Origin of the sequence: Anaeromyxobacter diazotrophicus (genome assembly GCF_013340205.1) — a bacterium.
Lineage (GTDB): Bacteria > Myxococcota > Myxococcia > Myxococcales > Anaeromyxobacteraceae > Anaeromyxobacter_A > Anaeromyxobacter_A diazotrophicus.
On sequence record NZ_BJTG01000016.1, the window covers coordinates 25,402 to 51,438 of the forward strand.

General features: G+C 74.4%; 25 protein-coding genes. 11 read left to right on the top strand and 14 right to left on the bottom strand.

The genetic code is table 11. The features are described 5' to 3' along the window. Positions 1 to 338 precede the first annotated feature (338 nt). From HWY08_RS21430 to HWY08_RS21450, 5 genes are all read left to right on the top strand, one after another. Positions 339 to 1,649: a TonB-dependent receptor plug domain-containing protein gene (locus HWY08_RS21430; protein ID WP_176069110.1), complete on the top strand. Its 1,311-nt coding sequence runs from the start codon at positions 339 to 341 to the stop codon at positions 1,647 to 1,649. Next, a complete protein-coding gene (locus tag HWY08_RS21435; protein WP_176069113.1) occupies positions 1,646 to 3,436 on the top strand; it encodes a TonB-dependent receptor in 1,791 nt (596 codons plus the stop codon). Before HWY08_RS21430 ends, HWY08_RS21435 begins: the two co-directional genes overlap by 4 nt. A gap of 211 nt (positions 3,437 to 3,647) precedes the next feature. Beyond that, positions 3,648 to 4,415 carry a MotA/TolQ/ExbB proton channel family protein gene (locus HWY08_RS21440; protein ID WP_176069115.1) on the top strand — a complete coding sequence of 256 codons (768 nt, stop codon included), beginning with the start codon at positions 3,648 to 3,650 and terminating at the stop codon, positions 4,413 to 4,415. A 39-nt stretch (positions 4,416 to 4,454) separates the two neighbouring features. Then, entirely contained in the window at positions 4,455 to 4,871 is a 417-nt protein-coding gene (locus HWY08_RS21445) for an ExbD/TolR family protein (RefSeq protein WP_235969747.1), read from the top strand. Between the two features lie 2 nt (positions 4,872 to 4,873). After that, positions 4,874 to 5,344 (top strand): ExbD/TolR family protein, encoded by a 471-nt coding sequence (locus HWY08_RS21450; protein ID WP_176069119.1) that lies wholly within the window; start codon positions 4,874 to 4,876, stop codon positions 5,342 to 5,344. A gap of 15 nt (positions 5,345 to 5,359) precedes the next feature. Here the strand turns inward: HWY08_RS21450 and HWY08_RS21455 are convergent, their stop codons facing one another. After that, entirely contained in the window at positions 5,360 to 6,289 is a 930-nt protein-coding gene (locus HWY08_RS21455) for an RluA family pseudouridine synthase (protein WP_176069121.1), read from the bottom strand. Between the two features lie 156 nt (positions 6,290 to 6,445). Between HWY08_RS21455 and HWY08_RS21460 the strand changes: the two genes are divergently transcribed. Next, the gene (locus HWY08_RS21460) at positions 6,446 to 7,033 is read left to right on the top strand and encodes a fumarate hydratase C-terminal domain-containing protein (RefSeq protein ID WP_176069123.1); all 588 of its coding nucleotides are present in this window, start codon (positions 6,446 to 6,448) and stop codon (positions 7,031 to 7,033) included. 9 nt (positions 7,034 to 7,042) lie between these two features. Here the strand turns inward: HWY08_RS21460 and HWY08_RS21465 are convergent, their stop codons facing one another. After that, positions 7,043 to 7,681 carry a putative metallopeptidase gene (locus HWY08_RS21465; protein WP_176069125.1) on the bottom strand — a complete coding sequence of 213 codons (639 nt, stop codon included), beginning with the start codon at positions 7,679 to 7,681 and terminating at the stop codon, positions 7,043 to 7,045. 94 nt (positions 7,682 to 7,775) lie between these two features. Between HWY08_RS21465 and HWY08_RS21470 the strand changes: the two genes are divergently transcribed. After that, a complete protein-coding gene (locus HWY08_RS21470; RefSeq protein ID WP_176069127.1) occupies positions 7,776 to 8,045 on the top strand; it encodes a hypothetical protein in 270 nt (89 codons plus the stop codon). A 34-nt stretch (positions 8,046 to 8,079) separates the two neighbouring features. Here HWY08_RS21470 and yhbY read toward each other — a convergent pair whose 3' ends face one another. The 5 genes from yhbY to HWY08_RS21495 all read right to left on the bottom strand — a co-directional run bounded on the left by yhbY (position 8,080) and on the right by HWY08_RS21495 (position 14,066). After that, positions 8,080 to 8,508 (bottom strand): ribosome assembly RNA-binding protein YhbY, encoded by a 429-nt coding sequence (yhbY, locus tag HWY08_RS21475; RefSeq protein WP_235969748.1) that lies wholly within the window; start codon positions 8,506 to 8,508, stop codon positions 8,080 to 8,082. A gap of 5 nt (positions 8,509 to 8,513) precedes the next feature. Then, the gene (locus HWY08_RS21480) at positions 8,514 to 10,205 is read right to left on the bottom strand and encodes a J domain-containing protein (protein WP_176069129.1); all 1,692 of its coding nucleotides are present in this window, start codon (positions 10,203 to 10,205) and stop codon (positions 8,514 to 8,516) included. Positions 10,206 to 10,306: 101 nt separating this feature from the next. Beyond that, on the bottom strand, positions 10,307 to 11,950 hold the full coding sequence (locus HWY08_RS21485) for an acyl-CoA mutase large subunit family protein (RefSeq protein WP_176069130.1): 1,644 nt from the start codon (positions 11,948 to 11,950) through the stop codon (positions 10,307 to 10,309). A 74-nt stretch (positions 11,951 to 12,024) separates the two neighbouring features. Next, positions 12,025 to 12,537 (bottom strand): acyl-CoA carboxylase biotin carboxyl carrier protein subunit, encoded by a 513-nt coding sequence (locus HWY08_RS21490; protein WP_176069132.1) that lies wholly within the window; start codon positions 12,535 to 12,537, stop codon positions 12,025 to 12,027. Further along, the gene (locus HWY08_RS21495) at positions 12,534 to 14,066 is read right to left on the bottom strand and encodes an acetyl-CoA carboxylase biotin carboxylase subunit (protein ID WP_176069134.1); all 1,533 of its coding nucleotides are present in this window, start codon (positions 14,064 to 14,066) and stop codon (positions 12,534 to 12,536) included. The genes HWY08_RS21490 and HWY08_RS21495 overlap by 4 nt, the downstream gene beginning before the upstream one ends. Before the next feature lie 179 nt (positions 14,067 to 14,245). Here HWY08_RS21495 and HWY08_RS21500 point away from each other — a divergent pair, with 179 nt between their 5' ends. Beyond that, the gene (locus HWY08_RS21500) at positions 14,246 to 15,448 is read left to right on the top strand and encodes a 3-phosphoglycerate dehydrogenase family protein (protein ID WP_176069137.1); all 1,203 of its coding nucleotides are present in this window, start codon (positions 14,246 to 14,248) and stop codon (positions 15,446 to 15,448) included. Between the two features lie 12 nt (positions 15,449 to 15,460). On the opposite strand, the gene HWY08_RS21505 is transcribed toward HWY08_RS21500, so the two are convergent. From HWY08_RS21505 to HWY08_RS21520, 4 genes are read right to left on the bottom strand one after another with little or no spacing between them, the layout of a single operon-like run. Continuing rightward, entirely contained in the window at positions 15,461 to 16,204 is a 744-nt protein-coding gene (locus tag HWY08_RS21505) for a lysophospholipid acyltransferase family protein (RefSeq protein WP_176069139.1), read from the bottom strand. Between the two features lie 54 nt (positions 16,205 to 16,258). Then, positions 16,259 to 17,356, bottom strand: a complete 1,098-nt coding sequence (locus HWY08_RS21510; RefSeq protein ID WP_176069141.1) for a porin family protein — start codon at positions 17,354 to 17,356, stop codon at positions 16,259 to 16,261. A gap of 2 nt (positions 17,357 to 17,358) precedes the next feature. Beyond that, positions 17,359 to 18,945 carry a methyl-accepting chemotaxis protein gene (locus HWY08_RS22115; protein ID WP_176069143.1) on the bottom strand — a complete coding sequence of 529 codons (1,587 nt, stop codon included), beginning with the start codon at positions 18,943 to 18,945 and terminating at the stop codon, positions 17,359 to 17,361. A gap of 7 nt (positions 18,946 to 18,952) precedes the next feature. Beyond that, positions 18,953 to 19,429 (bottom strand): type 2 periplasmic-binding domain-containing protein, encoded by a 477-nt coding sequence (locus HWY08_RS21520; protein WP_176069145.1) that lies wholly within the window; start codon positions 19,427 to 19,429, stop codon positions 18,953 to 18,955. Between the two features lie 276 nt (positions 19,430 to 19,705). On the opposite strand from HWY08_RS21520, the gene HWY08_RS21525 reads away from it, so the two are divergent. The 3 genes from HWY08_RS21525 to HWY08_RS21535 all read left to right on the top strand — a co-directional run bounded on the left by HWY08_RS21525 (position 19,706) and on the right by HWY08_RS21535 (position 22,134). Continuing rightward, positions 19,706 to 20,875, top strand: a complete 1,170-nt coding sequence (locus tag HWY08_RS21525; protein ID WP_176069148.1) for an NAD(P)H-dependent flavin oxidoreductase — start codon at positions 19,706 to 19,708, stop codon at positions 20,873 to 20,875. A 217-nt stretch (positions 20,876 to 21,092) separates the two neighbouring features. Then, positions 21,093 to 21,296: a cold-shock protein gene (locus tag HWY08_RS21530; protein ID WP_176069150.1), complete on the top strand. Its 204-nt coding sequence runs from the start codon at positions 21,093 to 21,095 to the stop codon at positions 21,294 to 21,296. A gap of 169 nt (positions 21,297 to 21,465) precedes the next feature. Further along, positions 21,466 to 22,134: a DUF2231 domain-containing protein gene (locus HWY08_RS21535; RefSeq protein ID WP_176069152.1), complete on the top strand. Its 669-nt coding sequence runs from the start codon at positions 21,466 to 21,468 to the stop codon at positions 22,132 to 22,134. Here HWY08_RS21535 and HWY08_RS21540 read toward each other — a convergent pair. The 3 genes from HWY08_RS21540 to HWY08_RS21550 are packed head-to-tail and all read right to left on the bottom strand — an operon-like array spanning position 22,131 to position 26,017. Beyond that, the gene (locus HWY08_RS21540) at positions 22,131 to 22,454 is read right to left on the bottom strand and encodes an FKBP-type peptidyl-prolyl cis-trans isomerase (protein ID WP_176069154.1); all 324 of its coding nucleotides are present in this window, start codon (positions 22,452 to 22,454) and stop codon (positions 22,131 to 22,133) included. The genes HWY08_RS21535 and HWY08_RS21540 overlap by 4 nt on opposite strands. A 33-nt stretch (positions 22,455 to 22,487) precedes the next feature. Next, complete coding sequence (locus HWY08_RS21545; protein WP_176069155.1) at positions 22,488 to 24,062, bottom strand: acyl-CoA carboxylase subunit beta; 1,575 nt, start codon at positions 24,060 to 24,062, stop codon at positions 22,488 to 22,490. Next, entirely contained in the window at positions 24,059 to 26,017 is a 1,959-nt protein-coding gene (locus tag HWY08_RS21550) for a GspE/PulE/PilB domain-containing protein (protein WP_176069157.1), read from the bottom strand. The genes HWY08_RS21545 and HWY08_RS21550 overlap by 4 nt, the downstream gene beginning before the upstream one ends. Between the last annotated feature and the right edge of the window lie 20 nt (positions 26,018 to 26,037).

Sequence of the window (26,037 nt, forward strand, 5' to 3'; positions counted from 1 at the left end):
CGTGAAGCAACCGGTTGCTGCGGTCGGCCCAAGCGGGACCGCCTGGGGCCGCGCGGGCGGGGCGCGCCCGCCCCGGCATCGCAACCCCGCGAATTTGCGCGCCAAAGCTCGAAGTGGCGCAATGGATTGAACAGGTCCGCTCCCGGCACTGCGCAATCGGTCGCCGCGCCACGCCCTTTGGCGGCACTCTCTTTCTTGACATTCGCCTACCCGCGCGCCTAGAAACGCCGATCTTTGCGGTAATGTGTCGGGATCGAGTCAGAACATGCAGCGCGCTCGGGACGCATGAGCCGCTCCACCGTGATTGTCAGGCGAGTATCAACTACTGAGGAGGCGCAATGTCGCTGAGACGCAAACTCATGGCGGCGGCCGTCGCCGCTGGCGCGCTGGTGGGAACCTCCGGGGCTGCCTTCGCCCAGGACCCGAACCAGGCGGCGCCCGCGCCGTCGTCCCCGAGCACCCCGGCCAGCCCCCCCAGCTCCGGCACGATCGAGCCGAACGCCCCGACCCCGGCCCCGGCGGTCCCGCCGTCGCAGGTCGCCCCCAGCAACCAGCCCGGTGAGGCCGCCCAGCCCCCGGCGGCCGAGGTGGTGCAGCCCTCGCCCGCCGAGGAGACGGTGGCGGCCCCCGGCGCCGGCAAGCGCGCGGGCAAGCAGTTCGGCGAGGAGATCGTGGTCACCGGCTCCCGCATCCGCCGCAAGGACCTCACCACCCCCGCCCCGGTCGCGGTGCTCAGCAAGGAGCAGATCCAGGCGTCCGGCAAGGTGTCGCTGGGCGACTTCCTGCAGAGCCTCCCCGAGCAGGCGAACGCGCTCAACACCCAGGTGAACAACGGCGGCTCGGGCGCTACCCGCGTCGACCTCCGCGGCCTCGGCAACACCCGCACCCTGGTGCTCCTCAACGGGCGCCGCATGGTGGCGGCCGGCACCGGCGCCGACACCGGCAACGGCGTCGACATCAACACCATCCCGATCGCGGCCGTCGAGCGCATCGAGGTGCTGAAGGACGGCGCCTCGTCCGTGTACGGCTCGGACGCCATCTCGGGCGTGGTGAACATCATCACCCGCCGCTCCTTCAACGGCATGGAGTTCAACGCCTTCGAGGGCATCTCCAGCCGCGGCGACGGCAACACCGTCGACCTCAACGTCACCGCCGGCACCTCCAGCGAGAACGGCTCGTTCATGTTCTCGGGCGGCTTCTACGACGCGCAGCAGGTCATGGCGCCGGATCGCCCGTGGAGCACGCACCAGCTCGACTACGACTGGAACGGCAACGTCACCGAGCTCGGCAGCTCGCGCGTGCCGAACGGCCGCGTCCTCACGCCGAACCTGCCGGGCACCACCGGCCCGGGCAGCTCGTACACCTACGACCCCACGCTGCCCGGCTGCGCGGTCTCGAACGACCCGACGGTGAAGCCGAAGGCGAGCTGCTTCCGCCCGTTCAGCTCGGCCAAGGACCTCTACAACTTCCAGCGCACGAACTACGACGTCACCCCGAACCGGCGCGTCAACCTCTTCTCGGCCGGTGAGCTGAAGCTCAGCGACACGGTGCCGGTGAAGGCGTTCTTCGAGGGCTCGTACACGAACCGCAGCTCGGCCTACCAGCTCGCCGAGGAGCCGCTCATCATCGGCGCCGGCGCCTCGGCGTGACGGTCTCGAAGGACAACTACTACAACCCGTTCGGCCAGGACCTCACCCAGGTCACCCGCCGCCTCACCGAGTTCGGCCCGCGCCGCCAGAGCGAGCACGCGGACACGTTCCGCGTGGTGGGCGGCCTCAACGGCATCCTGCCGTTCGGCTGGTCCTGGGATGCCGCCCTCATCTACGGCCGCACCGACTGGACCAACGTCAACACCGGCAACATCTGGAAGTCGCGCCTGCAGGCCGCCGTCGGCCCGACCACCCAGACCGTCGACCCGGTCACCGGCAAGGTCACGAAGGTCTCGTGCGCCACCGGCGACGCCGCCTGCGTCCCGCTGAACCTCTTCGGCGGCTCGGGCTCGATGACCCCCGCGATGGCGAAGTACCTCTCCTTCTCCGGCGTCGGCTCCATCGAGAACCAGCTCACCTCCGTCCAGCTCAACACGGCCGGCGAGCTCCCCGTGACGCTGCTCGCCGACCGGCCGCTCGCCCTCGCCGTCGGGTACGAGTACCGCTTCGAGCAGGGCTCCGACACGCCGGACCCGCTCACCGCCTCGGGTGAGTCCTCGGGCAACAACCGCTCGGCGACCACCGGTCACTTCTTCACGAACGAGGTGTACGCCGAGCTCTCGATCCCGATCATCAACCACGTGCCGGGCGTCGAGAACCTCGAGGCCACCGCGTCCGCCCGCATCTTCGACTACAACACGTTCGGGACGGACTGGACCTACAAGCTCGGCGCCCGCTACACGCCGGTGAGCGACATCACCTTCCGCGGCACGTACTCCACCGCGTACCGCGCGCCGACCATCGCCGAGCTGTTCGCCGGGGCGTACGACAACTTCCCGACCATCAGCGACCCGTGCTCCGACCTGAGCAACGCCTCGGCGGACCTCAAGAAGGCCTGCGCGGCGAACGGCGTCTCGAACCCGGCGGGCAGCGGCCAGACCGACACCCAGCTGCGGAGCCAGAACGGCGGTAATCCGAAGCTCAAGCCCGAGACGGCGAAGACCTACACCTTCGGCGCCGTCATCGAGCCGAGCATGGTGAAGAACCTGTCCTTCACCGTGGACTACTACCACATCGATATCACCAACGCGATTTCGGCCCAGGGCGCCGGCTTCATCCTCAGCCAGTGCTACCCGTCGGCCGGCAACTCGAACCCGGCGGCCTGCGCCCTCGTCACCCGTGACGCCTCGGGCTTCATCGACCGCATCAGCGACCTCAACGTGAACGTCGGCGGCACGAAGACGGCCGGCGTCGACATCTCGGCGCGGTACAGCATCCCCACCGAGGAGTACGGCCGCTTCGGCTTCGGCGTGGACGGCAACTTCCTGCAGTACTACGACGTGATCCAGCCGGACGGCACGATCATCCACGGCCGCGGCAACTACGACATCGGCCAGCTCAACAACGGCCTCCAGGGCGTCTACCCGACGTTCAAGGGCATCGCGAGCGTGGTGTGGGGCCTCGGCGGCTTCGGCGCCGGCGGCACGCTGCACTACATCGGCAACATCAAGCAGTGCGCCGCCACCGACGGCACCTCCACCGGCGGCGTCTGCTACGACAACCCGCTCCACATGGAGCGCGACGTCGGCGCCTACGCCACGGTCGACGCCTTCCTGAGCTACGGGTTCAAGTCGACGGCCGGCACCACCTCGCTCGCCGTCGGCGTGAACAACCTGTTCGACGCGGCGCCGCGCACCATCTACGGCGCGCTGACCCCGAACTCCGACCCGACGGCGTACGACTACATGGGCCGGTTCTTCTACGTGCGCCTGGGGCAGCGGCTCTAGCGCGCCACGCGGCGGGTGGGGCGTCTTCGCCCCGCCCGCCGGTCACCTCGCCGGGCCGGCCGGGCGCTCCGACGCCCGACCGGCCCGGCGCCGTTTTGAGGCCCAATCTTCCGAGCCGTGTCGCGTTTCAACGGCTCTGGCGTCCGAGCGCCCCTTGCGCTAGTAAAGGGCGCTCTCGAGCGGTCAGCCGTCTACCAAGGAGATCTCCTCGATGTCGCCTCAGCTCGTATCCGCCCTCAACCAGCTCGTGGTCAGCGCCGAGCCGGCCATGTCCTTCGACCTCGTGTCGATGTGGCACACGATGGGGTTCTTCGCGAAGTTCATCGCGTGCGTGCTCGGCATCATGAGCATCTACTCGCTGGGCGTCATGGCCGAGCGGCTCGTCACCTACGCGCGCGCCAGCGCCGCCTCGCGGCAGTACGCGGAGCAGCTGCGCGCCCTCCTGCCGACCCGCAAGTACTCCGACGCGGTGGCGCTCTCGAAGAAGCTCAAGCGCGGCCACCTGTCGAAGGTGCTCGGCCTCGCCATCGAGGAGTACGAGCGCGGCGTGAAGGCCATCCGCACCCGCGGCCCCGAGGACGTGGGCGACTTCGACGTGATCGCGGCCGTGAACCGCGCCATCGACCGCAGCTCGATGCGCACCGTGGCCGACCTGCGCCGCGGCCTGGGCGCCCTCGCCACCGTCGGCTCGACCGCGCCCTTCGTCGGGCTGCTCGGGACGGTGGCCGGCATCATCACCGCCTTCCAGGCGATGGCGGCCACCGGCTCCGGCGGCCTCGGGTCGGTCTCGGCCGGCATCGCCGAGGCGCTCGTCACCACCGCCTTCGGCCTGCTCGTCGCCATCCCCGCCGTCATGATGTTCAACTACCTGACGAACCGGGTCGAGGACATGCAGGTCGACATCAACGACTCGGCGAACGAGCTCGTCGACTACTTCATGAAGGAAGGGCGCAGCGAGCCCACCACGGCGGCGAAGTAGCGCCGTCCCGACGGCGGGAACCGAGAAGACGCAATGTCGATGGACGTCGGTGGCAAGAGCGTCAAGAGCGACATCAACGTCACGCCGCTCGTCGACGTGGTGCTGGTGCTGCTCATCATCTTCATGGTCATCACGCCCATGCTCCAGCGCGGGAAGCCGGTGCAGCTCCCCCGCGCCAAGATGGTCTCGGAGCTGAAGCACGGCGGCGACCCCATCCTCCTCTCCCTCACCGGCGACGGGCGCACCTGGCTCGACAAGGTGGAGGTGAAGCGGAAGGAGCTCTCCGACGCGCTGGTGGCCGAGATGGCCGTCCGCCCGGGGGCGCCGATCATCCTCAAGGGCGACAAGAGCGTCGACTACCGCACGGTGCGCGAGGTCATCCTCGAGGTCTCCAAGACGCGCGTGGTCGGCGTCTCGCTGGCCGCCTCGCAGATCAAGACCGGGGAGGCCGAGTAGCCATGGCGATGGGACTCGGGACGAAGCGTCCCGTCACGGACATCAACGTCACCCCGCTCATCGACGTCGTCCTCGTGCTGCTCATCATCTTCATGGTGATGACGCCGCTGGCCGAGAAGCAGATGTTCACGCGCGTGCCGGAGTACGAGCCGCCGAACCAGGTGATCCCGCCGGACCAGGTCCCCCCCGACCAGACGGTGCTCACGCTCAAGGCCGACGGCCGGGTGCTGCTGAACCGCCAGGACAAGTCGATCGACGAGGCGATGCTGTACCTGCACGACGCCTACAACGGCCGCCCGTCGAAGGTCCTCTTCTTCAACGCCGAGGACCCGGTGAAGTACGACCTGGCGGTGAAGGTGCTCGACCTCGCCCACCAGGCCGGCGTGAACACCATCGGCATGATGACCGACGCGCCGTCGGGCCCCGGCGCCGCCCCGGGGCCGGAAGCGGCGCCCGCGGCGCCCGCCCAGTAGCCGCGGCGCCCGCGGTCATCCCCCCGCGCCGAGGGTCCCGAGCACCCGCTCCAGCTCCGGCGGGAGCGGGCTCTCCACCCTCACCCTCCCCCCCTCCGGCCGCTCGAAGCCGAGCACCGCGGCGTGCAGGAAGTGCCGCCCGAGGCCCGGGAGCGCCGCCGCCGCGCCGCCGTAGAGCTCGTCCCCGGCGACCGGATGGCCCAGGTAGGCGAGGTGGGCGCGGATCTGGTGCATGACCCCGGTGACGATCCGCACCTCGAGCAGCGTGTGCTGCGCGAAGGCGCGCCGGACCTCGAAGCGGGTCTCGGCCGGGCGCGGCGCGCCGGTGGAGCGGGGCGGCCGCTCGAGGTCGGGCACCGCCACCACGCGCCCGGTGCGCGCCGCGAGCGGGACGGAGCACACGCCGCCCGAGGCCACCCGCCCCGCGGCGAGCGCCAGGTACACCTTCTCCACGGTCCGGGCGGCGAGCTGTGCGCGCAGCACCTCCCAGGCGGCGGGGGCGCGCGCGAAGAGCACGCACCCGCTCGTCTCGAGGTCCAGCCGCTGGAGCGCGCCGCCGTCGCGCGGGTCGGGCGACGCCGCGGCGCACTCGGGGTAGCGCGCCACCACCGCGCTCGCCAGCGTGCCGGTCTCGCCCTCGCGCAGCGGATGGGTCGCGACGCCCGCCGGCTTGTCCGCCACCAGCCAATCCGGCCCCTCGGCGAGGACGCGCAGCGGCAGGTCGAGGTCGGGCGCGATGGGGCCGCCGGACAGCTCGAGGTCGAGCGCGACGGGCGCGCCCGGCTCGGCCGGGTCCGAGGCGCGCGCCCGGCGGCCCCGCACCCGCACCTCCCCCAGCGCGAACGCCTGCTTGACGGCGGCGCGCCCCACCCCCAGGGCGTCGGCGAGCGCGCGGTCGAGTCGGCCGTGGGCGGTGAGGGGCAGGCGGAGCTCGCGGTGGGCCATTCAGGTTCCTCGGCGGGGAGAGCCGTGGGGGCTCCCGCGCGGATGCGACCCATAGGCCGCCACCTCGCCCGCTGGCAAGGAGGACGGAGGAGGGCGCGGGGTGCCGCCGCGGCGCGTCGTCACCAGCTTTTGGATCTGGCGGGGGAGGCGCGGCGGATGCCCAGGATCGTGACGCTGCCGATGGACGGGGAGCAGGCGAGGGAGCTGCGCGTCCGCGACGAGGTGCTCGTCCGCGGCCGCATCGTCACCGGCCGCGCGGCGGCGCGGCGCCGTCTGCTGGAGCGGGACCACCCGGAGATCCGCGCCTTCTCCAAGGGGGCCCTCCTCTTCCATTGCGCGCCGCTCGTGGCGCGCGACCCGGACCGCCGCTGGCGGGTGCGCGCCGCGGCGCCGGCCAGGTCCCTGCGCGAGGAGCCCTACGCCGCGGAGCTCCTGGCGCGCTACGGGCTGCGGGGCTTCCTGGGCAAGGGCGGGCTGGGCGTCCGGACCCTGGCGGCGCTCGCGCTCCACGGCGGAGCGTACCTGCACGCCGCGCCCGGGCTCGCGGTGGCGCTGGCGCGGACCATGGTCCGGGTCGAGGCCGTCCACCTGCTCGCGGAGCTGGGGCCGGCCGAGGCCGTCTGGTGCCTGGAGGTGGAGGACCTCCCGGCGGTGGTGACGATGGACGCGCACGGCCAGAGCCTGCACGCGCTCGGCGGCACCCGCCGCGCCCAGGGCCAGCACGACCGCAACGCGATCGCCTGAGCCTCCTCGCTACTCGCCCTCCTCCTCGTCCCGCCCGCGCCGGCGCCGCCGGGGCCGCGCCTCGGGCTCCGCCTCGCGCGGCGCCCGGGTGCGCAGCGGCATGTAGCCGTGGAAGAGGAGCGGGCCGGCGTCCCGGCCGGCGCCGCGCACGCGGCCGGCGCGCGGCCCCCGCAGCCACATGCGGATCTTCACCACGCCCTCGCCGGAGAAGGGCGCGACGAGCTCCGGCGGGGCGGCGGCCAGGTAGCGCCGCAGCAGCTCCTGCACGTGCCGGTCGTAGCGCGCCCGCGGCAGCCGCGCGTGGCGGCGCTCCCGGTGGAGCGAGCCGTCGAACCGGATCGACGCGTGGTAGAGCTCGTGCAGGAGCGTCGCCACCCGCTCCTCGGCGGTCGAGGCGAGGAACCAGAGCGGACGCAGCGTGATGACGTACCGGAGGTCGCGCCCGCGCAGCCGCAGGAAGCGCCGCTTGCCCCCCGCCCGGGGCGGGCCCAGCTGGCCCCCGCGGATGGTGGCGCGCGACGAGCCCCGCGCCTCGCCGGCCACCACCAGCACCCGCGAGGCCTCCACGTGCGCCAGCTCCGGCAGCCGCCCTGCGAGGTCGCGGATGAGCCGCTTCACCGCCAGCGTCATGTTCGGCCGCAAGGGCACCAGGCACCGTTACCGCCGGCGGGCGCCCGGCACAAGCGCCGCGGGGCCGCGCCCGCTTTACGGGTCGCGCGCGGGTCGCTAGCATGGGATCTCGATGCTCACGGCGCTCGTCAGCGCGGTCGCGATCCTGGCCCTGGCCGGGGCCGCTGCGGCCGGCGCCTGGTGGGCCCGCCGCGAGGCCGAGATCGAGCTGAGGGCGCTGCGGGGGCGCCTGCGCGAGCTGACGGCGCGCCTCGCCACCCTGGAGCAGGGCTCCGCCGGCAGCGGCCGCGTCGGCGGCAGCGCGCCAGCGCTCCGCGCCCAGGCGCGCCCCGAGGAGCCGGCCGCCTCCGAGCCGGGGCACGGGCCGCGTACGGTTCACTAGGAGCGGCCCCCGGCAGGGCCGAGGGGCCGCGGGGTCACCTTCCCTTGCGGAAGCTCCCTTTACGGACCGTGCGCTTGCGCGCCGGCGCCCGCCCGGCGGAGCGCGGCTCGGGAGCCGCGCCGCGCGCGTCCTCCGCCGGCCCCGGCTCGAACTTCGGCTTCCTGGGGTGCTTCCGGTAGAGCAGCAGCGTGCGCCCGAGGATCTGGGCCAGCTGCGCCTGCGCGCCGGCGGCGAGCCGCTCGGCGGCCTCGAACCGGTCCTCCGGGCTCTCGGTGCCGACCTTCACCTTGACGAGCTCGTGGTCGAGGAGCGCCTGGTCGAGCTGGCGCGTCACGGCCTCGGTGGCGCCCTCCTTCCCCACCTGGACGATGGCGGTGAGGTGGTGGCCGGCGGCGCGGAGCGACCGGCGCAGGGGCCCGCTCGGCATGAGCGCCTTCTTCTTGGGGTTCTGGGGTGCGGGCACGGGGTTCACTTTCGCAGGTACTTGAGCTCGCGCGCGAGGTCGGCGTGCGCCGGGTCGAGCGCGAGCCCGCGCTTGAGGTGCTTCTCGGCCAGCGCGAGGTCACCCACGACCTTCGCCATCTGCCCGAGGAAGAGGTAGGCCGCCATGCAGCGCGGCACCTTCTTGAGGGCCGCCTCCATGACCGCGGCGCTGGCGGACTGCTGGCGCTTGCGGTCGGCCGCGGTGAGGAACTCCGCCCAGGCCTTCCACACGCCGAACTCCGGCTCCTCGGGGTTGAGCTTCATCGCCTCGGCCAGCGCCTCGAGGGCGGCCTCGTACTGGCGCGTCCTCACGAGGACGGTGGCGCGCTGGAACAGCTCCTCGGCCTTGAAGATGGCGGAGACGTCCACGTCGGCGGCGCCGCCCGAGGCGAGCTGCTGCAGGTACTCGGCGCGGCGCGCCTCGTCGGAGAGGACGCCCCACGCCTCGCCCAGCCGGGCGAAGACGTCCGCCCGCAGCTTCTTCACGGTCTCCGGCTCGCCGGGCGCGCCGGCGTCGGGGTGGTAGACGCGCGCCAGCTGGAAGTAGGCGGCCTTCACCTGCGCCGCGGGGGCGTCGCGCTTCACGCCGAGCGCCTCGAAGTGATCGGCCTTCGCGATCCGGTCGTGCAGCTCCTGCAGGGCCGCCGCGTCGGTCGGCGGCTTCGGCGCCGCGGGCTTCGCGGGCGCCGCGGGCTTGGCGGCCTGCGGCGGCGGTCGCGGGACCGGCGTCGGCGGCCGGACCGGCGCCGGGGTGCGGGCCGGGATCGGGGTCGGAGTCGGGCTCGCCGCGGTCGCGGTCGCCGTCCCGGTCGTGGTCGCCTTCGCGGTCGCGGTCGCGGCGCTCGCAGCCGGGCCCGGCGCCGCCGCCCCGAACTGGAGCAGCTCCGTCTCCGCGAAGAGGAGCGCCACGCGCAGCAGCACCTCGCCCTCGGCCGGGTGCGCCGCCGCGAGCTGGGCCGGGCTGCTCCGGCCGTCGAAGAGCGCGGAGACGCGCGCCTCCACCGCGGTGAGCTTGAGCTCGGCCACCTCGACGCGCCCGCCGGCGCGCGAGGCGAGCCGCTCGGCGCGCGGGCCGAGGAGCTTGCGCACCGCGAGGCCGTCGAGGCGCCGCACCGCCTCGCACAGGAGGCCCCAGCGCGAGCCGAGCGGGAACGACGAGGGCGGCGGCGGGACCTTGGGCGTGAACCGCGCGGTGCCCTTCTCGGCGGCGAGGGCGCGCGCCAGCACCGCGCCGCCGTGCTCCTGCAGCGCGCGGAAGCTCTCGGCGGGGTTCATGAGCCCGAGGCTCGAGAGCGCGGTCACGAGGTCGCCGCCGGACGCCGCGCGCGCCCCCTCGCCCCGCGCCAGCGCCTCCGGGGAGACCACGCCCTTCGCCACCAGGTGGCGGCCGAGGTCGTCCTCGGGCGCGTCGGACGAGGCGTGCTCGACGGCGCCGCGCTTGAAGTGGAGGGTGAAGCGCGCCCGCTCGGTCGCGAGCTCCAGCTTGCCCTGCGCCTGCGCCGCGGCGGCGAGGTAGTACAGGTGGAGCGGCCGGTTCTCGGAGAGCGGACCGTCCCAGCCCAGGCCGGCGGCGAACGCGGCCGCGGCGGTCACCTCGCGCGCGGCGAGGCCGTGGCTCGCGCCGGGCTTGACCCGCTCCAGCCTGGGGGGCCCCCCTGATCCCGTGTCTGCGCTCACGCCCCGAGGTTACCACGGCGCTGGACGCGTCCGGCCCCGCGGGCGCGCGCCGGCGCGGCGGAACGGCGCGGCGCCGATGTCGCCGCGCCGCGCCCCGCCGCCTACAGCACCACGTTCTCGCGGTACTCGCCGAAGACGTCGCGCAGGGCGTCCGAGATCTCGCCCAGGGTGGCCTGGGCCTTCACCGCCGCCACGATGACGGGCATCAGGTTGTCGGTGCCGCGCGCGGCGCGCCGCACCGCGTCCACCGCCGCCTGCGCCGCCCCCTGGTCGCGCTCGCGCCGGAGCGCCTGCACCCGCGCCGCCTGGGCCACCTCCAGCGCCGGGTCCACCTTGAGCACCGGCACCGGCGGGTCCTCCGACTTGAAGGCGTTCACGCCCACGACGAGCTCCTCCTTCGCCTCCACCCGCCGCTGCCAGGCGTAGGCCGCCTCCTGGATCTCGCGCTGCACGTAGCCCTTCGAGATGGCCTGCACCATCCCGCCCATCTCGTCGATGCGGGTCAGGTACTGCTGGGCGCGGCCCTCGATCTCGTCGGTGAGCGCCTCGACGGCCCACGACCCGCCGAGCGGGTCGATGACGTCGGCCACGCCCGACTCGTTGGCGATGATCTGCTGCGTGCGCAGCGCCACCCGCACCGAGGCCTCGGTGGGCAGCCCGAGCGCCTCGTCGCGCGAGTTGGTGTGGAGCGACTGCGTCCCGCCCAGCACCGCCGCCAGCGCCTGCAGCGTGACGCGCACGATGTTGTTGTCCGGCTGCTGGGCGGTGAGCGCCGAGCCGGCGGTCTGGGTGTGGAAGCGCAGCATCATCGAGCGCGGGTCCTTCGCCTTGAAGCGCTCCTTCATGATCCGCGCCCACAGCCGCCGGGCGGCCCGGAACTTCGCCACCTCCTCCAGCAGGTTGTTGTGGGCGTTGAAGAAGAAGCTGAGCCGGCCGGCGAAGGCGTCGACGTCGAGGCCGGCGCGCACCGCCGCCTCGACGTAGGCGATGCCGTCGGCCAGCGTGAAGGCCACCTCCTGCACCGCCGTCGAGCCCGCCTCGCGGATGTGGTAGCCGGAGATCGAGATCGGGTTCCACTTCGGCATCACCTTCGCCGTGTACGCGAAGATGTCGGTGATGAACCGGATCGACGGCTCGGGCGGGTAGATGTACGTCCCACGCGCCGCGTACTCCTTCAGGATGTCGTTCTGGATGGTGCCCTGCAGCTCGGCGGGCGCGACGCCCTGCTGCTCGCCGATGGCCTGGTAGAGCGCGAGCAGGATGCCGCCGGTCGCGTTGATGGTCATCGAGGTCGAGACCTGGCCGAGCGGGATCCCGTCGAGCAGGGTGGCCATGTCGCGGACCGAGTCGATGGCGACGCCCACCTTGCCCACCTCGCCGCGCGCGCGGGGGTGGTCGGAGTCGCGGCCCATCTGCGTCGGCAGGTCGAACGCCACCGAGAGGCCGGTCTGGCCGGAGGCGAGGAGGTACCGGTAGCGCTTGTTCGACTCCTCGGCCGTGCCGAAGCCGGCGTACTGGCGCATGGTCCAGAAGCGGCCGCGGTACATCGTGCTCTGCACGCCGCGGGTGAAGGGGTACTCGCCGGGCAGGCCGAGCCGCTCGTCGACGCCCTCCCGGACGTCGCCCGCCGCGTAGACGGGGTCGAGCCGGATCCCCGAGGTGGTCTCGAAGGCCGGCCGCCGCTCGGGCGCCTTCTTCACCGCCTTGCCGAAGGTCGTCTCGAGCCACTTGCGCTTGTCGGTCATGGGTACGCTGCCCTCTTTCATGTCCCGGCGCGCGGACGCGGGCCGGGGACGAGACGCTCCGTGCGCTGCAGTTCCTACTCGATCACCGCGAGCGTGGCGCCGCTCTCGACGGCCTGCCCCTCGACGGCGGCGAGCTCGACCAGCTTCCCGGCCTTGGGGCTCCTGAGCTCGTTCTCCATCTTCATCGCCTCGATCACCACGAGGCCCTGCCCTTCCCGCACCTCGTCGCCCGCGCGGGCGAGCACCTTCACCACCTTGCCCGGCATGGGCGAGGCGAGCGTCTGGCGCCCCTCGACCGTGAACTTCCCGGCCGCGCGCCGCATGCGGAGCCGGCGCTCGTCCAGGATCTCGAGCGGGTAGGCGTCGCCGCGGATCCACACCTTCACCGCCGTGGCGCCCTGGTCGAGCTGCGCCGAGTAGCTGGCGCCGTCGACGAGGAGGCTCACCGTCCCGTAGTCGTGGCGGAAGGCGTCGACGCGGTAGCTCTGCCCGCCCAGGCGGACCCGGTACAGCCCCGGGCCGTCGGGCTCGACCTCGACCGTCTCCTCGCGCCGCCCGCCGTCGAGGAGCGCCACGTAGGTGCTCATCGCGCAGCCCCCCGCAGCGCCCGCAGCCGGCCCAGCCGCAGCCAGTTGGAGCGCGCCGGGTCGCCCCCGGACCGCTCGCCGAAGGCGGCGCGCGCGTCGTGGTCGCGCCGGTGGGCGGCCACCGCCGCCGCCAGGAGGGCGACCGTCTCGTACCGCGGGTCGGGCCGGACGAGCAGCTCCTTCGCGTAGGTCTGGCAGAAGCCGGTGTCGTAGTCGCCGGCGCGGAAGGCGGGGTGCTCGAGCACCGCGCGCAGGTAGCGGAGGTTCACGGTGATGCCGTGCACCGTGTACTCGTCGAGCGCGCGCGCCAGCCGCGCCAGCGCCTGCTCGCGGGTGGGGGCCCAGGCGAGCAGCTTCGAGATCATCGGGTCGTAGAACTGCGGCACCACCCACCCGCCGTAGACGCCGCCGTCGTCGCGGATGCCGGGGCCGCTCGGGACGCGCAGGTAGCTGATGCGGCCGGGGCTGGGGAGGAAGTTCCGGGCCGGATCCTCGGCGTAGACGCGCGCCTCGATGGCGTGCCCGCGCCGGACGATCTCGTCCTGGGCCGGCACGCGGCCGCCCTCGGCCACCTCGATCTGCAGCCGCACCAGGTCGAGCCCGGTGCAGAGCTCCGTCACCGGGTGCTCCACCTGGAGCCGGGTGTTCATCTCGAGGAAGTAGAAGCTCCTCCCCGCGTCCACGAGGAACTCGACCGTGCCGGCGCCCCGGTAGCCGACCGCCCGCGCCGCCTTGACCGCCACCTCGCCCATGGCGCGCCGCAGCGCGTCGTCGAGGACGCACGAGGGGCTCTCCTCCACGATCTTCTGGTGCCGGCGCTGCACCGAGCACTCGCGCTCGCCGAGCCACACGCAGCCGCCGTGCTCGTCGGCGAAGATCTGGATCTCGACGTGCCGCGGCCGATCCAGGAACTTCTCCAGGTACATCCGGTCGTCGCCGAACGCGCCCGCCGCCTCGCGCCTGGCCGACTGCCACAGGGCGGGGAAGTCCTCGGCCCGGTCGCACCGCTTCATGCCCTTCCCGCCCCCGCCGGCGGCGGCCTTGATCATGACCGGGTAGCCGAGCTGGCCGGCGAAGGCGCGCGCCTCCGCCTCGTCCGCGATGGGATCGGGCGAGCCGGGGACGGTGGGGACGCCAGCCGCCTGCATGTGGCGCCGGGCGGTGGTCTTCACCCCCATGGCGTCCATCGACTCCGGGGGCGGGCCCACGAAGCCGATCTTCGCCGCCTGCAGGGCGCGCGGGAGCTCCGCCTTCTCGGAGAGGAAGCCGTAGCCGGGGTGGACGGCGTCGGCGCCGGTGCGCCGGGCCGCGGCCACGATCTTGTCCACCGCGAGGTAGCTCTCGGCCGCGGGCGGCGGGCCGAGGTGGACCGCCTCGTCCGCGAAGCGCACGTGCAGCGCGCCGCGATCGGCGTCGGAGTAGACGGCGACGGTGGCGATGCCCATCTCGCGGCAGGTGCGGATGACGCGGACCGCGATCTCCCCGCGGTTCGCCACCAGGATCTTGCGGATCCGCCTGCCTCCGGACATCGAGCCCTCGCGGTGTAGGACCCGTGACGATAGCGGCGCACCCCCGGGGCCGTAAAGGACCAACGCTCCGCCGGCGCGCCGCCGCGCGTCGTTTGGCCACCCCTCGCAAGGAACGTTGCCGCCGCTCGCGCCCCCTCCCTATGCTCCCCGGCGCTCTTCCCCCATCAGCAGGAGGTCCCATGAAGGTCCTCATCGCGGACGCCTTCCCTAAGGAGCGCCTCGCCGACCTCGCCGCGCTCGGGCTCCAGGTCGACCACCGGCCCGAGCTCAAGGCGCAGGACCTCCCGGCCGCCGTCGGCGACGCCTCGATCCTGATCGTCCGCTCGAAGCAGGTGACCGCGCAGGTGTTCGAGCAGGCGGAGGCGCTGTCGCTCGTGGTCCGCGCGGGCGCCGGCACGAACACCATCGACGTGGCCGCCGCCTCGCGGCGGGGCGTCTACGTCGCGAACTGCCCGGGCCAGAACGCCATCGCGGTGGCCGAGCTCGCGATCGGGCTCGCGCTCGCGCTCGACCGGCGCATCCCCGACAACGTCCAGGCGCTGCGCGAGGGACGCTGGGACAAGAAGGCCTTCTCGGTGGCGCGCGGGCTCTACGGGCGCACCTTCGGGGTGCTCGGCCTCGGCGCGATCGGCCGGGAGACGGCCGCCCGGGCGGCCGGCCTGGGGATGCGCGTGCACGCCTGGTCGCGCTCGCTCGACGCCGAGCGGGCGGAGGCGCTGGGCGTCGTGGCCGCGCCCAGCCCGCTCGAGCTGGCGCGCCGGGTGGACGTCCTCTCCGTCCACCTGCCGCTCAAGAAGGAGACGCGCGGGCTGGTGTCGCGCGAGGTGCTCGAGGCGCTCCGCCCGGGCGCGCTCGTCGTCAACACGGCGCGCGCGGAGGTGGTGGACCAGGCGGCGCTCGAGGAGCTGACGCGCGCCGGCCGGCTCCGCGCCGCCGCCGACGTCCACCCGGGCGAGCCGGAGGGCGGGCGCGCCGAGTTCCGCCCGCCCATGGCCGAGCTGCCGGGCTTCTACGGCACGCACCACATCGGCGCCTCCACCGACCAGGCGCAGGACGCCATCGCCCAGGAGACGGTGCGCATCCTCGCCTCGTTCGTTGGGAAGGGCGAGGTGCCGAACTGCGTCAACGTCCTCGACCGCACGCCCGCCCGCTGCCGGCTGGTGGTGCGCCACCTCGACAAGGTGGGGGTGCTCGCGAACGTGCTCACCGCGGTGCGCGAGGCGGGCATCAACGCCCAGCAGGTGGAGAACACCGTCTTCCAGGAGGCGGCCGCCGCCTGCTGCGTGATCGAGCTCGACGAGCGCCCGCCGGCCGAGGTGCTGGAGCGGATCCGCGCCCGGCGGGACGAGATCATCTTCGCCGAGGTCTTCGACGTGGCGTGAAGCGGGCGCGCGCTAGGCCGGGGCGGACGCGGGCGCCTCGGCCTCCCCCAGCTCGCGGGCGATCGCCTCGCGCGCCGCCTGCTTGAGGGAGAGCACGTCGGGGAAGGCGGCCGGGTCGAGGGGGGCGAGCACCTTCACCCGGCCGCGCATGCGCTGCCGCAGCACGAGGCCGTGCTTGGGCACCGTCTCGTGCGTCCCCTGGATGACGACCGGGATGAGGGGCACCTTCGCCTCGTGGGCCAGCCGGAACGCGCCGTCCTTGAACGCCTGCAGCCGCCCGTCCTGCGAGCGCGTGCCCTCCGGGAAGATGAGCACCGGCGCGCCGCGGGCGAGGTGGGCGCGGCAGTGCTCCATCATGGCGCGGATGGACTCGCGGTCGCCGCGCGTGAGCCGGACGTAGTCGTTGATGACCATGTTCCAGCCCACCACCGGCACGCGGAACAGCTCGGCCTTCGACACCCACTTGAACGGTCGGTAGAGCCCGTACAGCACCAGGATGTCCACCAGCGACAGGTGGTTCGCCACGATCACCGCCGGGCCGTGCCACGGCAGGCGCTCGCGCCCCTCGAACCGCACCCGCCAGAGCGGGTTGGCGTAGATGTAGAACGAGGCCCAGAAGCAGGAGTAGAGGTGGAGCGCGACGCGCCGGCGGTCGAAGGCGACGGTGGCGAGGAAGACGAGCAGCGCGCCGGCGAAGAACACCGGCATCGTCGCCACCACGAACACCCAGTAGACCAGGCTGAACGCGCGGATCACGCGCGCATTGTGGAGTGAGGGTCGGCCCGCCGCAAGCGCGGCCTGGGGGCGCCCTCAGAAGGCGAACTGCGCGCCCGCCTCGAGGAGCCGGGTGTGGCGGCTCGCCAGGCCCGCCGCGACGTCGGCGGGGGCCTCCGGCGCCGCGAAGCGGTTCCCGTCCACGTCGTGCAGCGCGGCGCGGACCACGAGGTCGGGCGAGAACCAGTAGTTCACGCCGGCGGCGAGGTCGCGGTGCCGCAGCGCCGGCGAGTCGCCCGCGTACCCGGTGACCCACGTGCGCGAGCCGTCCAGCCGCGCCGCGAGCTGCCAGTGCGGCCCGAGCCGGCGCGCGACCTCGACGTAGCCCGCCCAGGCGCGGACGCCCTCGCGGGGATCCTGCTGGTAGAACCCCTCGGCGCGGACGCTCCAGGCGTCCGTCAGGTACTCCACGGACGGGCCGCCGACCACGATCCCCTTGCCGTCCCCGGCGCCGGTGGCGCGTAACGAGAGCCCCTCGAGCGGCGTGGAGAGCACGAGCCGCCCGCCGAGCTGGCGACCGTGCGACTCGTCCTCCACGATCGGCGCGCCGGGCGGCGGCTGCTCGCGGCCGGTGGCGACCAGCGGGACGAGAGACTCGCGCACCAGCAGCTCGCCGAGGAACAGGTCGTACCCGAGCGCCCACCCGCCGCCGAGCAGCGCGCTGCCGGTCAGGCCGGCGCCGAGGTAGCTCTCGCCCATGAAGTCGCCCGGCCCGTACACGGCGGAGGGGAGCGACTGGAACGGCCGGAGGATGCCGACGTCCAGGATCTCGCCGTAGATGCCGAACGGCTCCTTCACCCGGCCGACCCGGAGCGACAGCGCGTCGGAGAAGCGCCAGGTCGCGAAGGCCCAGTCGAGCGCGGCGGCCTGGGTGCCCTCGCGGCTGGTGAAGAAGAGCTGCGCCGCCACCGAGAGCCGCTCTCCGGGCTGGGCCGCCACCGCCAGCGCGAAGGACGCGTCGTCCCAGCGCCCGCCCACCGCGCCGGTCTGGTACGGGTTCCGGTCGGTGTAGCCGGCCGTCCAGGCGCCGAAGCCGTTCACCGACACCTGCTCGGCGCCGAGCGCCGGCGCGCGCGAGGGCGCCGCGAGGAGCAGCGACGCGGCGGCGAGGGCGAGGAGGAGGCGCGTGCGCATGTTCACACCCGGAAGGACTGGACCACGCCCGCGATGCTGTTGGTCGCGCGCTTGAGCGACTCGGCGGCGCGCTCCGCGCTCCGCTTGCTGCGCAAGGCCTCGCCCATGGCCCGATCGATCTCGACCACGTCCTTCGTGATCTCGGCGATCGCCTGGCCCTGCTCCGTCACGCTGGCGACGATGGCCCGGGCGGCGCGGCCGCTCTTCTGCACCACGGCGGTGATCTCGCGCAGGCTCTCGCCCGAGGTGCGGATCTGCTCGAGGCCCTTCTCCATCCGCCGCTTGTGGCCGTCCGAGAGCGCGCCCACGCTGGCCACCACCGCGTCCACCTCGCCGAGCGCCTTCGTGACCCGGCCGCTCGCCTGGACCAGGCGCGCCGCGACCTCGTGCAGCTGCCGGGCGGAGCCGCTCAGCGGGCCCTCGGAGGCGCCGGCGCGCGCCGCCTCCACCGAGACCGAGAGCGCCAGCTCGGTCGCCTCGGCGCCGAGCCGCTTCATCGCCAGCACCAGCTCGCGGACGAGCTGGGTGTGCGCCGTCAGCCGCCCGATGCCGTCGGTCATGGCGCGCACCTCCTCGCCGATGTCCGAGAGGCCGGTCAGGGTGTCGCGCGCCGCGAGCTGGGCCGCGTCGCCGAACGCCTCCACCTGGCCCGCCATCTTCAGCACCGCCTCGGCGCGCCGCGAGGTCTCCTCCGACTCCCGGTGGATGCGCTCGGCGGTGGTCCTGGAGCGGGCGAGCCCGGCCTGCTGCTTCTCCAGCAGCGCGCCCTGGGTGCCCGAGGCGCTCGCCACGGCCCCCACCGCCGCGGAGAGCTCCTCCACCGAGCCGAGCAGCGAGGCCGGCACCACCCGCAGCTTCTCGACCATCACCTCGAAGGAGCGGGCGAGCTCCCCGAGCTCGTCCTGGGGGTGCACCCCGAGGCCGTGCGAGAGGTCGCCGGCGGCCACCCGCTGGGCCGCGCGCGCCAGCTCCAGGACCGGCCGCGCCACGCTGCGCCCGACCCAGGCCGCCAGCCAGGCCAGGAAGGCGACCGCCGCCAGCGTGAGCCCCCCCATGACGAAGGCCCGGAGCCGCTGCAGCCGGCGCACCTCCTGGAACCCCTCGGCGAGCCGCCGGCGATCGGCGGCGGTGCGCGCCGCCAGCTCGTCCCGCAGGGCGCGGTAGCGCGCCACCGTCTCCTCCAGCACCTGCGGCGCCGTCCGGCGCGCGACGAGCTGCTCGGCCGCGGCCCGGGCGTGGGCGTAGTAGGCCCTGAACTCGGCGCTCACCGCGCGCGGCGGCGACCGGTCGTCGCCGGAGGCGGCCTCGGCGGCGCGCGCCAGGAAGGCGTCGCGGAGCTTCGCCGTCTCGGCGATCGCCTCGAGGTCCTCCGCCGCGACCGCGTCCTGGAGCGCGCGCTGGAGCCGCTCGAGCTGCTCCTGCAGATCGCGGCTCGAGGTGACGATGGGCACGCGCTCCGTCTCGAGCTCCTGGAGCAGGGTGATGGCGCGCGCGCCCAGGGCCAGGTCGGTCGCGCCCATCACCAGCAGCGTCGCCGTGGCGACCGCCGGGAGGAGGAGCACCTTCTGCTTGAACCCGAGGCCGGTCACCGCGCCCTCACTCCTTCACCGAAAGGACGCGGGCGCCCTGGACGTCCGCCGAGGCGGAGACGTAGCCGACCGCGCCGGGGTGGGTGCGGACGTGCTCCAGCACCGCGGCGTCGCCGCTCACCTCGCGCGGCGGCACACCGCGCCCCGAGAAGATGGCGTGCTGCCACTGCAGCTTCACCGCCGAGACCGACCGCCGGTGCACCGCGTGCGTGAAGGCCTCCCGCGCCGCGCTGCCCTCCCGCTGGTCGACCGGGTCCGCCCGCGTCCCGTCGGGCCACTCCGCGGCCTTGCCCAGGAAGAGGCGCGAGAGCTGCTCCCGGGACAGCTCCGTCACCGGGCAGTCCTCGTGGATCACCACCTTGAAGCGCGCGGGCTCCGCGCGCGCCGGCGCCGGGCCGCCGAGCGCGGCCGACGCGAGCGCGAGGCCGAGGGCCAGGGTGAGGCGCCGGCGCGGGAGACGGGGAGTGCGTGCGGAGGGACGCATGTGGGCTCGCGGCGGGCGGCAGCCTGACGCCACGCGTCCTAGCTGCGAGCGCCGTACCACCCCTGGGGGTCAGCGCCGCGCCGCCCGGATCCGCGCCCGCCGCGCCCGGAAGCCCGCGCCGGACACCCGACCCGGCGGGTTCGCCGGCACCGTGGGTCGCCCGGCGCGGCCCGGTCGCACGTTTCGGCAGATCCCCCGGAATACCGGCCCCATGACGCCGCGGTGACAGGCGGCCGGTACGGTGGGGCCCGCTCTCGCTGGACCCCCGGAGAAGTCATGGACTGCGTCGAGACCGCCCCCGCCTCCGCCGTCACCTCGCTCGAGGACGTGCGCCGCCGCGCCCCTCGCCTCGACCGCGGCGCCATCGAGGAGGTCATCCGCTCCGGGAAGCGGCTGCTCGTACAGGGCGCGATGGGCATCCACGCCTCCGACGGCCTCTCGGGCAAGGTGGCGGCCTGGCGCGGCCCGCGCCTCGTCGGCGTGGGGACCATCTCGGCGGTGGTGAAGAGCGAGGCGCACCTGCGGAGCGAGATCCGGCGCGCCCGCGCCGACGCTCCGTCCGGCTTCGTCGGCATGAACCTCATGGCCGCGATCAACCGGCAGGAGTTCGACACCTGCCTGCGGATCGCCTTCGAGGAGGGCGTCTCGTTCGTGGTGCAGGGCGCGGGCATCTCGCGCGACGTGGTGCGCACCTGCCGCGAGGCGGGCATCCCGTTCGCCGGCATCGTCTCGTCCGGGCGGCTCGCCAAGATGTACGAGAAGTGGGGGGCCGAGTTCCTCGTGGCCGAGGGCGCGGAGGCGGGCGGGCACATCGGCGACGTCGGCCACCCGCTGCCGGCGCTCCTCGCCGAGGTGGTGGCGAGCACCTCCCTGCCGGTGATCGCCGCCGGCGGCATCGACGCCGACGACCTGCCCTCGCTCTTCGCGGCCGGCGCCGCGGGCGCGCAGCTCGCGACGCGCTTCCTCGCCTGCGCCGACGGCGACGCGCACCCGAACTTCAAGCAGATGCACCTCGGCAAGCGCGACGACGACGTCGTGCTCATCACGAGCACGGTGAAGGGCATGAAGGCGCGCGCCGTGCGCAACAAGTTCACCGAGGCGCTGGCGGCCGGGAAGGCGTTCCCGCCGCGGTCGAAGGCCTGGGCGTACGGCAAGGAGGGCTACCACGGCCGCCGCAAGGCCTGCGTCGAGTGCCTCGCCACCGACCTCTGCATCTGCCGGGCGACGAACTTCCAGGAGAGCTTCTGCATCACCGACGCGCTCCTGCTCGCGGCGCTGAAGGGCGACATGGAGAACGGCCTGTTCTACACGGGCCAGAGCGTGACCCGGCTCCCGGAGACCGACGCGGGCAAGCTCCCGACGGTGCTGGAGATCATGGAGCTGCTGGAGTCGCGCGTGGCGGCGGCCGACTGGGCCGAGGCGCCGGCTGCCGCCGCCCTGTCCTGAGCCCCGGCGGGGCGGCGCGACGGTGACCCACCGTCACGACCCGTCACGCCGCGCCGCGTCGTCGCCCCCCGTCGGGAAGCGGACGGCACGGCTCTACTTGCGGTGATACTCCGCGCTCGACTTTCGATCGGCTTTTTGAATAGATCGTCTTTGTCTACCCAACCGCACAGGGTTGACCGAGCGCAATGGGGCTCTCGAGCGAAGAAAGTCACACCGAATGGCGACTGGTACTGTGAAGTGGTTCAACGACGCGAAGGGCTTCGGCTTCATCACCCAGGACAACGGGGGTGAGGACGTGTTCTGCCACCACACGGCCATCCAGATGGATGGTTTCCGCAGCCTCGCGGAAGGTCAGAAGGTCGAGTTCGACGTCGTCAAGGGCCCCAAGGGCCTCCAGGCGGCCAACGTCCGCAAGGGCTAAGGGCTGCTCGTCTTCGAGAGCCCGGTCCCTCGACGAGGGGCCGGGCTTTCGCATGTCCGGGCGCAGGAGCCCACGGCGCGCGCCGCCCCGGCCGTGTTGAAGTTCCGCCGCCCGGCCCCCATCGTCCTCTCCTCACGGCCGCGCTCCCTCGCGCGGCGAGGAGGGCGCGATGCCGATGCAGCTCCACGAGCTTCACCCGAGCCTCATCCACCTGCCGCTGGCGCTCCTGCCGGGCGCCGCGCTCACCGACGCGCTGGCCGCCACCTCGCGCGGCCGGCTGCGGCGGCTCGCGCTCGACCGCGTCGGGCGCACGATGTGGTGGGCGGGCGTCGGCGCGGCCGCCCTGGCCGGCGTGGCGGGGATGGCCGCCTCGCAGGAGGTGCGCGCCGACGATCCGCGGGCGCGCGACGCGATGTGGCTGCACGGCGCGGGCAACCTCGGCGTCCTGCTGGCCGGCGCGGGCCTCGCCTCGTGGCGCTCCACCCACCGCGTCACCGCGACCTCAGCCACCATGGGGGCGGCGGCGGTCGCGGCGGCCGTCTACACCGCCTGGCTCGGCGGCGAGCTCGTGTACACGCACGGCGTGGGCGTGAAGGCGCAGCCCGCGGCCGCGGCCAACGGCGCCCGCCCCGCGACGCCGCCCCTGCGCTCCTGGGCGGCGCCGGGCCGGATGCTCGCCGACGCCGGTCGCGGGCTCGCCTGGCTGCTGCGGCGCGGCGGACGCGCCGCCCTCCGCAAGGAGCCGCTCGCCGCCGGCGCGGCCACGCAGCCCGATCGCCCGCTCGTGCCGCCGCCCGGCGGCGGCGCCTGGGATTCGCAGCTCCGGCCGATCGGCTAGAAGACCCCGAGCAGCTCCACCTCGAAGACGAGGGTCGCGCCGCCCGGGATCTCCGGCGGCGCGCCCGCCGCGCCGTAGCCGAGCTCGGGCGGCAGCGTCAGCTTGCGCTTGCCGCCCACCTTCATCCCGGCCACGCCGCGGTCCCAGCCCTCGATCACCTCGCCCGCGCCGAGGCGGAAGGAGAAGGGCGCCCCTCCGACCGACGAGTCGAACTGCTTCCCGTCGGTGAGCCAGCCCGTGTAGTGCACCTCGACCGTCTTGCCGCGCACGGCCTCCGGCCCCTTGCCCTTCACCAGGTCCTCGATCTTCGGCTTTGCCATTCGTCCGTCCGCGCTCCGTGCTCGGTGGTACCGCTACAGGGGCATGTTCCCGTGCTTCTTCGGCGGCAGCTCCTGCCGCTTCGTGCGCAGCATCTCGAGGGCGCGGATGAGCCGCGGCCTCGTGTCCTCGGGCCGGATGACCTCGTCCACGTAGCCGAGCTCGGCCGCCTTGTACGGGTTCGCGAACTTCTCGCGGTAGTCGGCGACGAGCCGCTGCCGGGTCTCCTGCTGCGCCGCCGGATCTGCGCCGGCCGCCGAGAGCTCCTTGCGGAAGATGATGCCCACCGCGCCCTCGGGGCCCATGACCGCGATCTCCGCGGTGGGGAAGGCGAAGTTCACGTCGGCGCGGAGGTGCTTGGAGGCCATCACGTCGTAGGCGCCGCCGTAGGCCTTGCGGGTGATGACCGTCACCTTCGGCACGGTCGCCTCGGCGTACGCGAAGAGCAGCTTCGCGCCGTGCGTGATGATCCCGCCCCACTCCTGGTCGGTGCCCGGCAGGAAGCCCGGCACGTCGACGAAGGTGACGAGGGGGAGGTTGAAGGCGTCGCAGAAGCGCACGAAGCGGGCCGCCTTCACCGAGGCCTTGATGTCGAGGACCCCCGCCAGCACCGCCGGCTGGTTCGCCACCAGCCCCACCGGCCGCCCGTTCAGGCGGGCGAAGCCGATCACCAGGTTCTCGGCGTAGTGCCGCCCCACCTCGAAGAAGTGCCCGTCGTCCACCACCGCCCGCAGCACGTCCTTCATGTCGTACGGCTTGTTCGGGCTGTCCGGCACGAGCGTCTTCAGCGCCGGGTCGCGCCGCGCCGGGTCGTCCGAGCACGGCAGGGCGGGCGGGTCGTCGGCGTTGTTCTGGGGCAGGAAGGAGAGGAGCTCCCGCACCGCCCGCAGCGTCGCCTCCTCGCTGTCGAAGGTGAAGTGGGCCACGCCCGACTTCTGGGCGTGGGCGCGCGCGCCGCCCAGCTCCTCCTTCGTGACCTCCTCGTGCGTCACCGCGCGGATCACCTCCGGCCCGGTGATGAACATGTAGCTCGTGTCCTTCACCATGAAGATGAAGTCGGTGATGGCGGGCGAGTAGACCGCCCCGCCGGCGCACGGCCCCATCACCACGCTCACCTGCGGGACCACGCCCGAGGCGAGGGTGTTGCGCAGGAAGATGTCGGCGTAGCCCGCCAAGGAGACCACGCCCTCCTGGATGCGCGCGCCGCCCGAGTCGTTGAGGCCCACCACCGGGCAGCCCACCTCCATCGCCCGGTCCATCACCTTGCAGATCTTCTCCGCGTACGCGCCGGAGAGCGATCCGCCGAAGACGGTGAAGTCCTGCGCGAAGACGAAGACCTGCCGCCCCTCGACCAGCCCGTAGCCGGTCACCACGCCGTCGCCCGGGACGCGGTGCTCCTGCATCCCGAAGTCGGCGCAGCGGTGGGTCTTGAACTTGTCGAGCTCGACGAAGCTGCCGGGGTCGAGGAACAGCTCCAGCCGCTCGCGGGCGGTGAGCTTGCCCGCCTCGTGCTGGCGCGCGATCCGCGCCGCGCCGCCGCCGCCCTCCGCCTCGGCGTCGAGCCGGTCGAGCCGCGCGCGGCGCGGGTCCGGATCGACGGGCCCGCTCACGGTCCGCCCTCGCGGCGCCGGCCGCGCCGCTCCCGCCACCACCCGAGCCACCCCTCGGCGCCCGCCCCCGAGGCGCCGGTGAGCGCCTCCAGCGCGGCCTCGGCCGCGCCGTGCACCGGCTCGGCGGCGTCGAGCGCCTGCACCAGCAGCGGGATGGCCTCCTCGTCGCCCAGGGCGCCGAGCGCGCGGGCCGCGCGGGCCCGCCGGTCGCCCTCGCCCGCCACCAGGCTCCGGCGCAGCCGCTCCAGCACCGGCCTGAACTCTGGGTGCGTCCGCTGCTGCGCCAGCGCCCCCAGCGCCGCGTCGCGCGCGCCGCGGTCCACGTCGAGCGCCGCGTCCGCCAGCGGCAGGAAGGCGGCCGGGTCGGCCCCGCGGCCGAGCAGGAGCGCCGCCAGCCGGCGCCGCGCCGGATCGGCCTCGCGCAGGAGGTCGATCACGTACGGCGTCGCCACCGGGCCCAGCGCCACCAGGGCGGCGAGGAGCGGCCCGCGCTCCTCGACCGGGATCTCCGCGCCCCGCCCCGCCACCTCGACCGGCCCGGGGAAGGCGGCGCGCAGCGCGGCGGCGGCCTCGGGGCCCTGCTGCGCGAGCCGCGCGATGAGCTCGGCGCGGGCGGGCGAGCCGCGCGGCGCGGCGCCGAGGCGCGCCACCGCCTCCGCCGCGTCGCGCGGCGGCGGGAGAGGCGCCGCGGCGGGCAGGGGCGCGGGCGCGCCGGGGGCCTCGCCGGCCGCGCGCCCCGGCTCGCGGACCGCCCACCCCGCGGACACCTCGCCCGCGGGCGCGGCGGCGCGCGCCTGCTTGCCCCGGACGAGCACGCGCTCCAGCGCGGCGCCCACCGCGCCGAGCAGGAGCAGCAGGTCGCCCAGGCGCGAGGGCGAGACCGGCGCCTCGCCGTTGTCGGCGTAGAGGAGGCACACGGTGCGCTCACGGAGCGAGACCGGGTACACGAGCGCCGTCCTCGGCCAGGCGCGCCCGAGGCCGGCGAGGAGCTTCTCGTTCCCGGGGTCCCGCCCCACCGGCCCGAGGTAGGGGCCGCTCGTGCCCAGCACCGCCCGCAAGAGCCCCGCCTCGTCGCGATCCAGCCGGACCGCGCGGCACCGCTCGCGCGCGTCCGGCCAGCCCACCGCGTCGTGGCCGACGACGCGGGCGCGCGTGACCGCGAGGAGCGCGGCCGCCTCGAAGAAATCGAGGGTGTAGCGGAGCGCCACCGCGACCACCTCGTCGCGCCCGGTCGCCGCCTCGAGCGCCGCGAAGGCCTCGTCGCGCGACCAGCGGGGCGCGGTGCCGGAGGTGGGGGCCGGCGGCGTGGCGTCGCCGAGCAGCGCCTCGAGGTCGCTCTCGAGCGCGTGGGCCAGCGCCGCGGCCAGCGGCTCCTCCGGCTCGGCGAGGCCGAAGGTGAAGGTGATCGCTGGCTCGTCGTCGGGGCTCTCCGCGCCGGGCCCCGCCTCGCCGCCGGCCGCCGGGCCGGGCGCCGGCGCCGGGGCGGGGCGGGCGCCCTTCCGCGAGGCCAGCGCGGCGAAGCGCCCCGCCAGCTCGCCGCCGAAGAGCTGGGCCAGGAGCCGGCGGACGCGCCACTCGGGGGCGACGTGCGGCACGACCTTCAGCGAGAGCATGAACGACAGCTCCTCGAGCGCCGGGAGGTCGAGCGGGTGCGTCACCGCCACCGCCAGCTCGCCGCCGCGCAGGTGGAAGGGCGCGAGGCCGTGCCGCTCCGCCACCCGCGCCGGGAAGACCGCGCGCAGGGCCGGGTCGGCGGCGAGCTCGAGCGGCGCCGGCGGCAAGCCCGAGGCGCGGGCGAGGAACCTGACGAGCTCGCCCTCCTCGACCAGGCCGAGCTCGAGCAGCGCGGTGTCGAGCGCGCCGCCCGCCTGGCGCTGGCGCTCCAGGGCGCGCTGGACGTCCGCCGCGGAGGCCGCGCCCGCTTCGACGAGGAGGGCGGCGAGGTCGAGCGGCACGCCTCCGGTTGTAGGCGGCG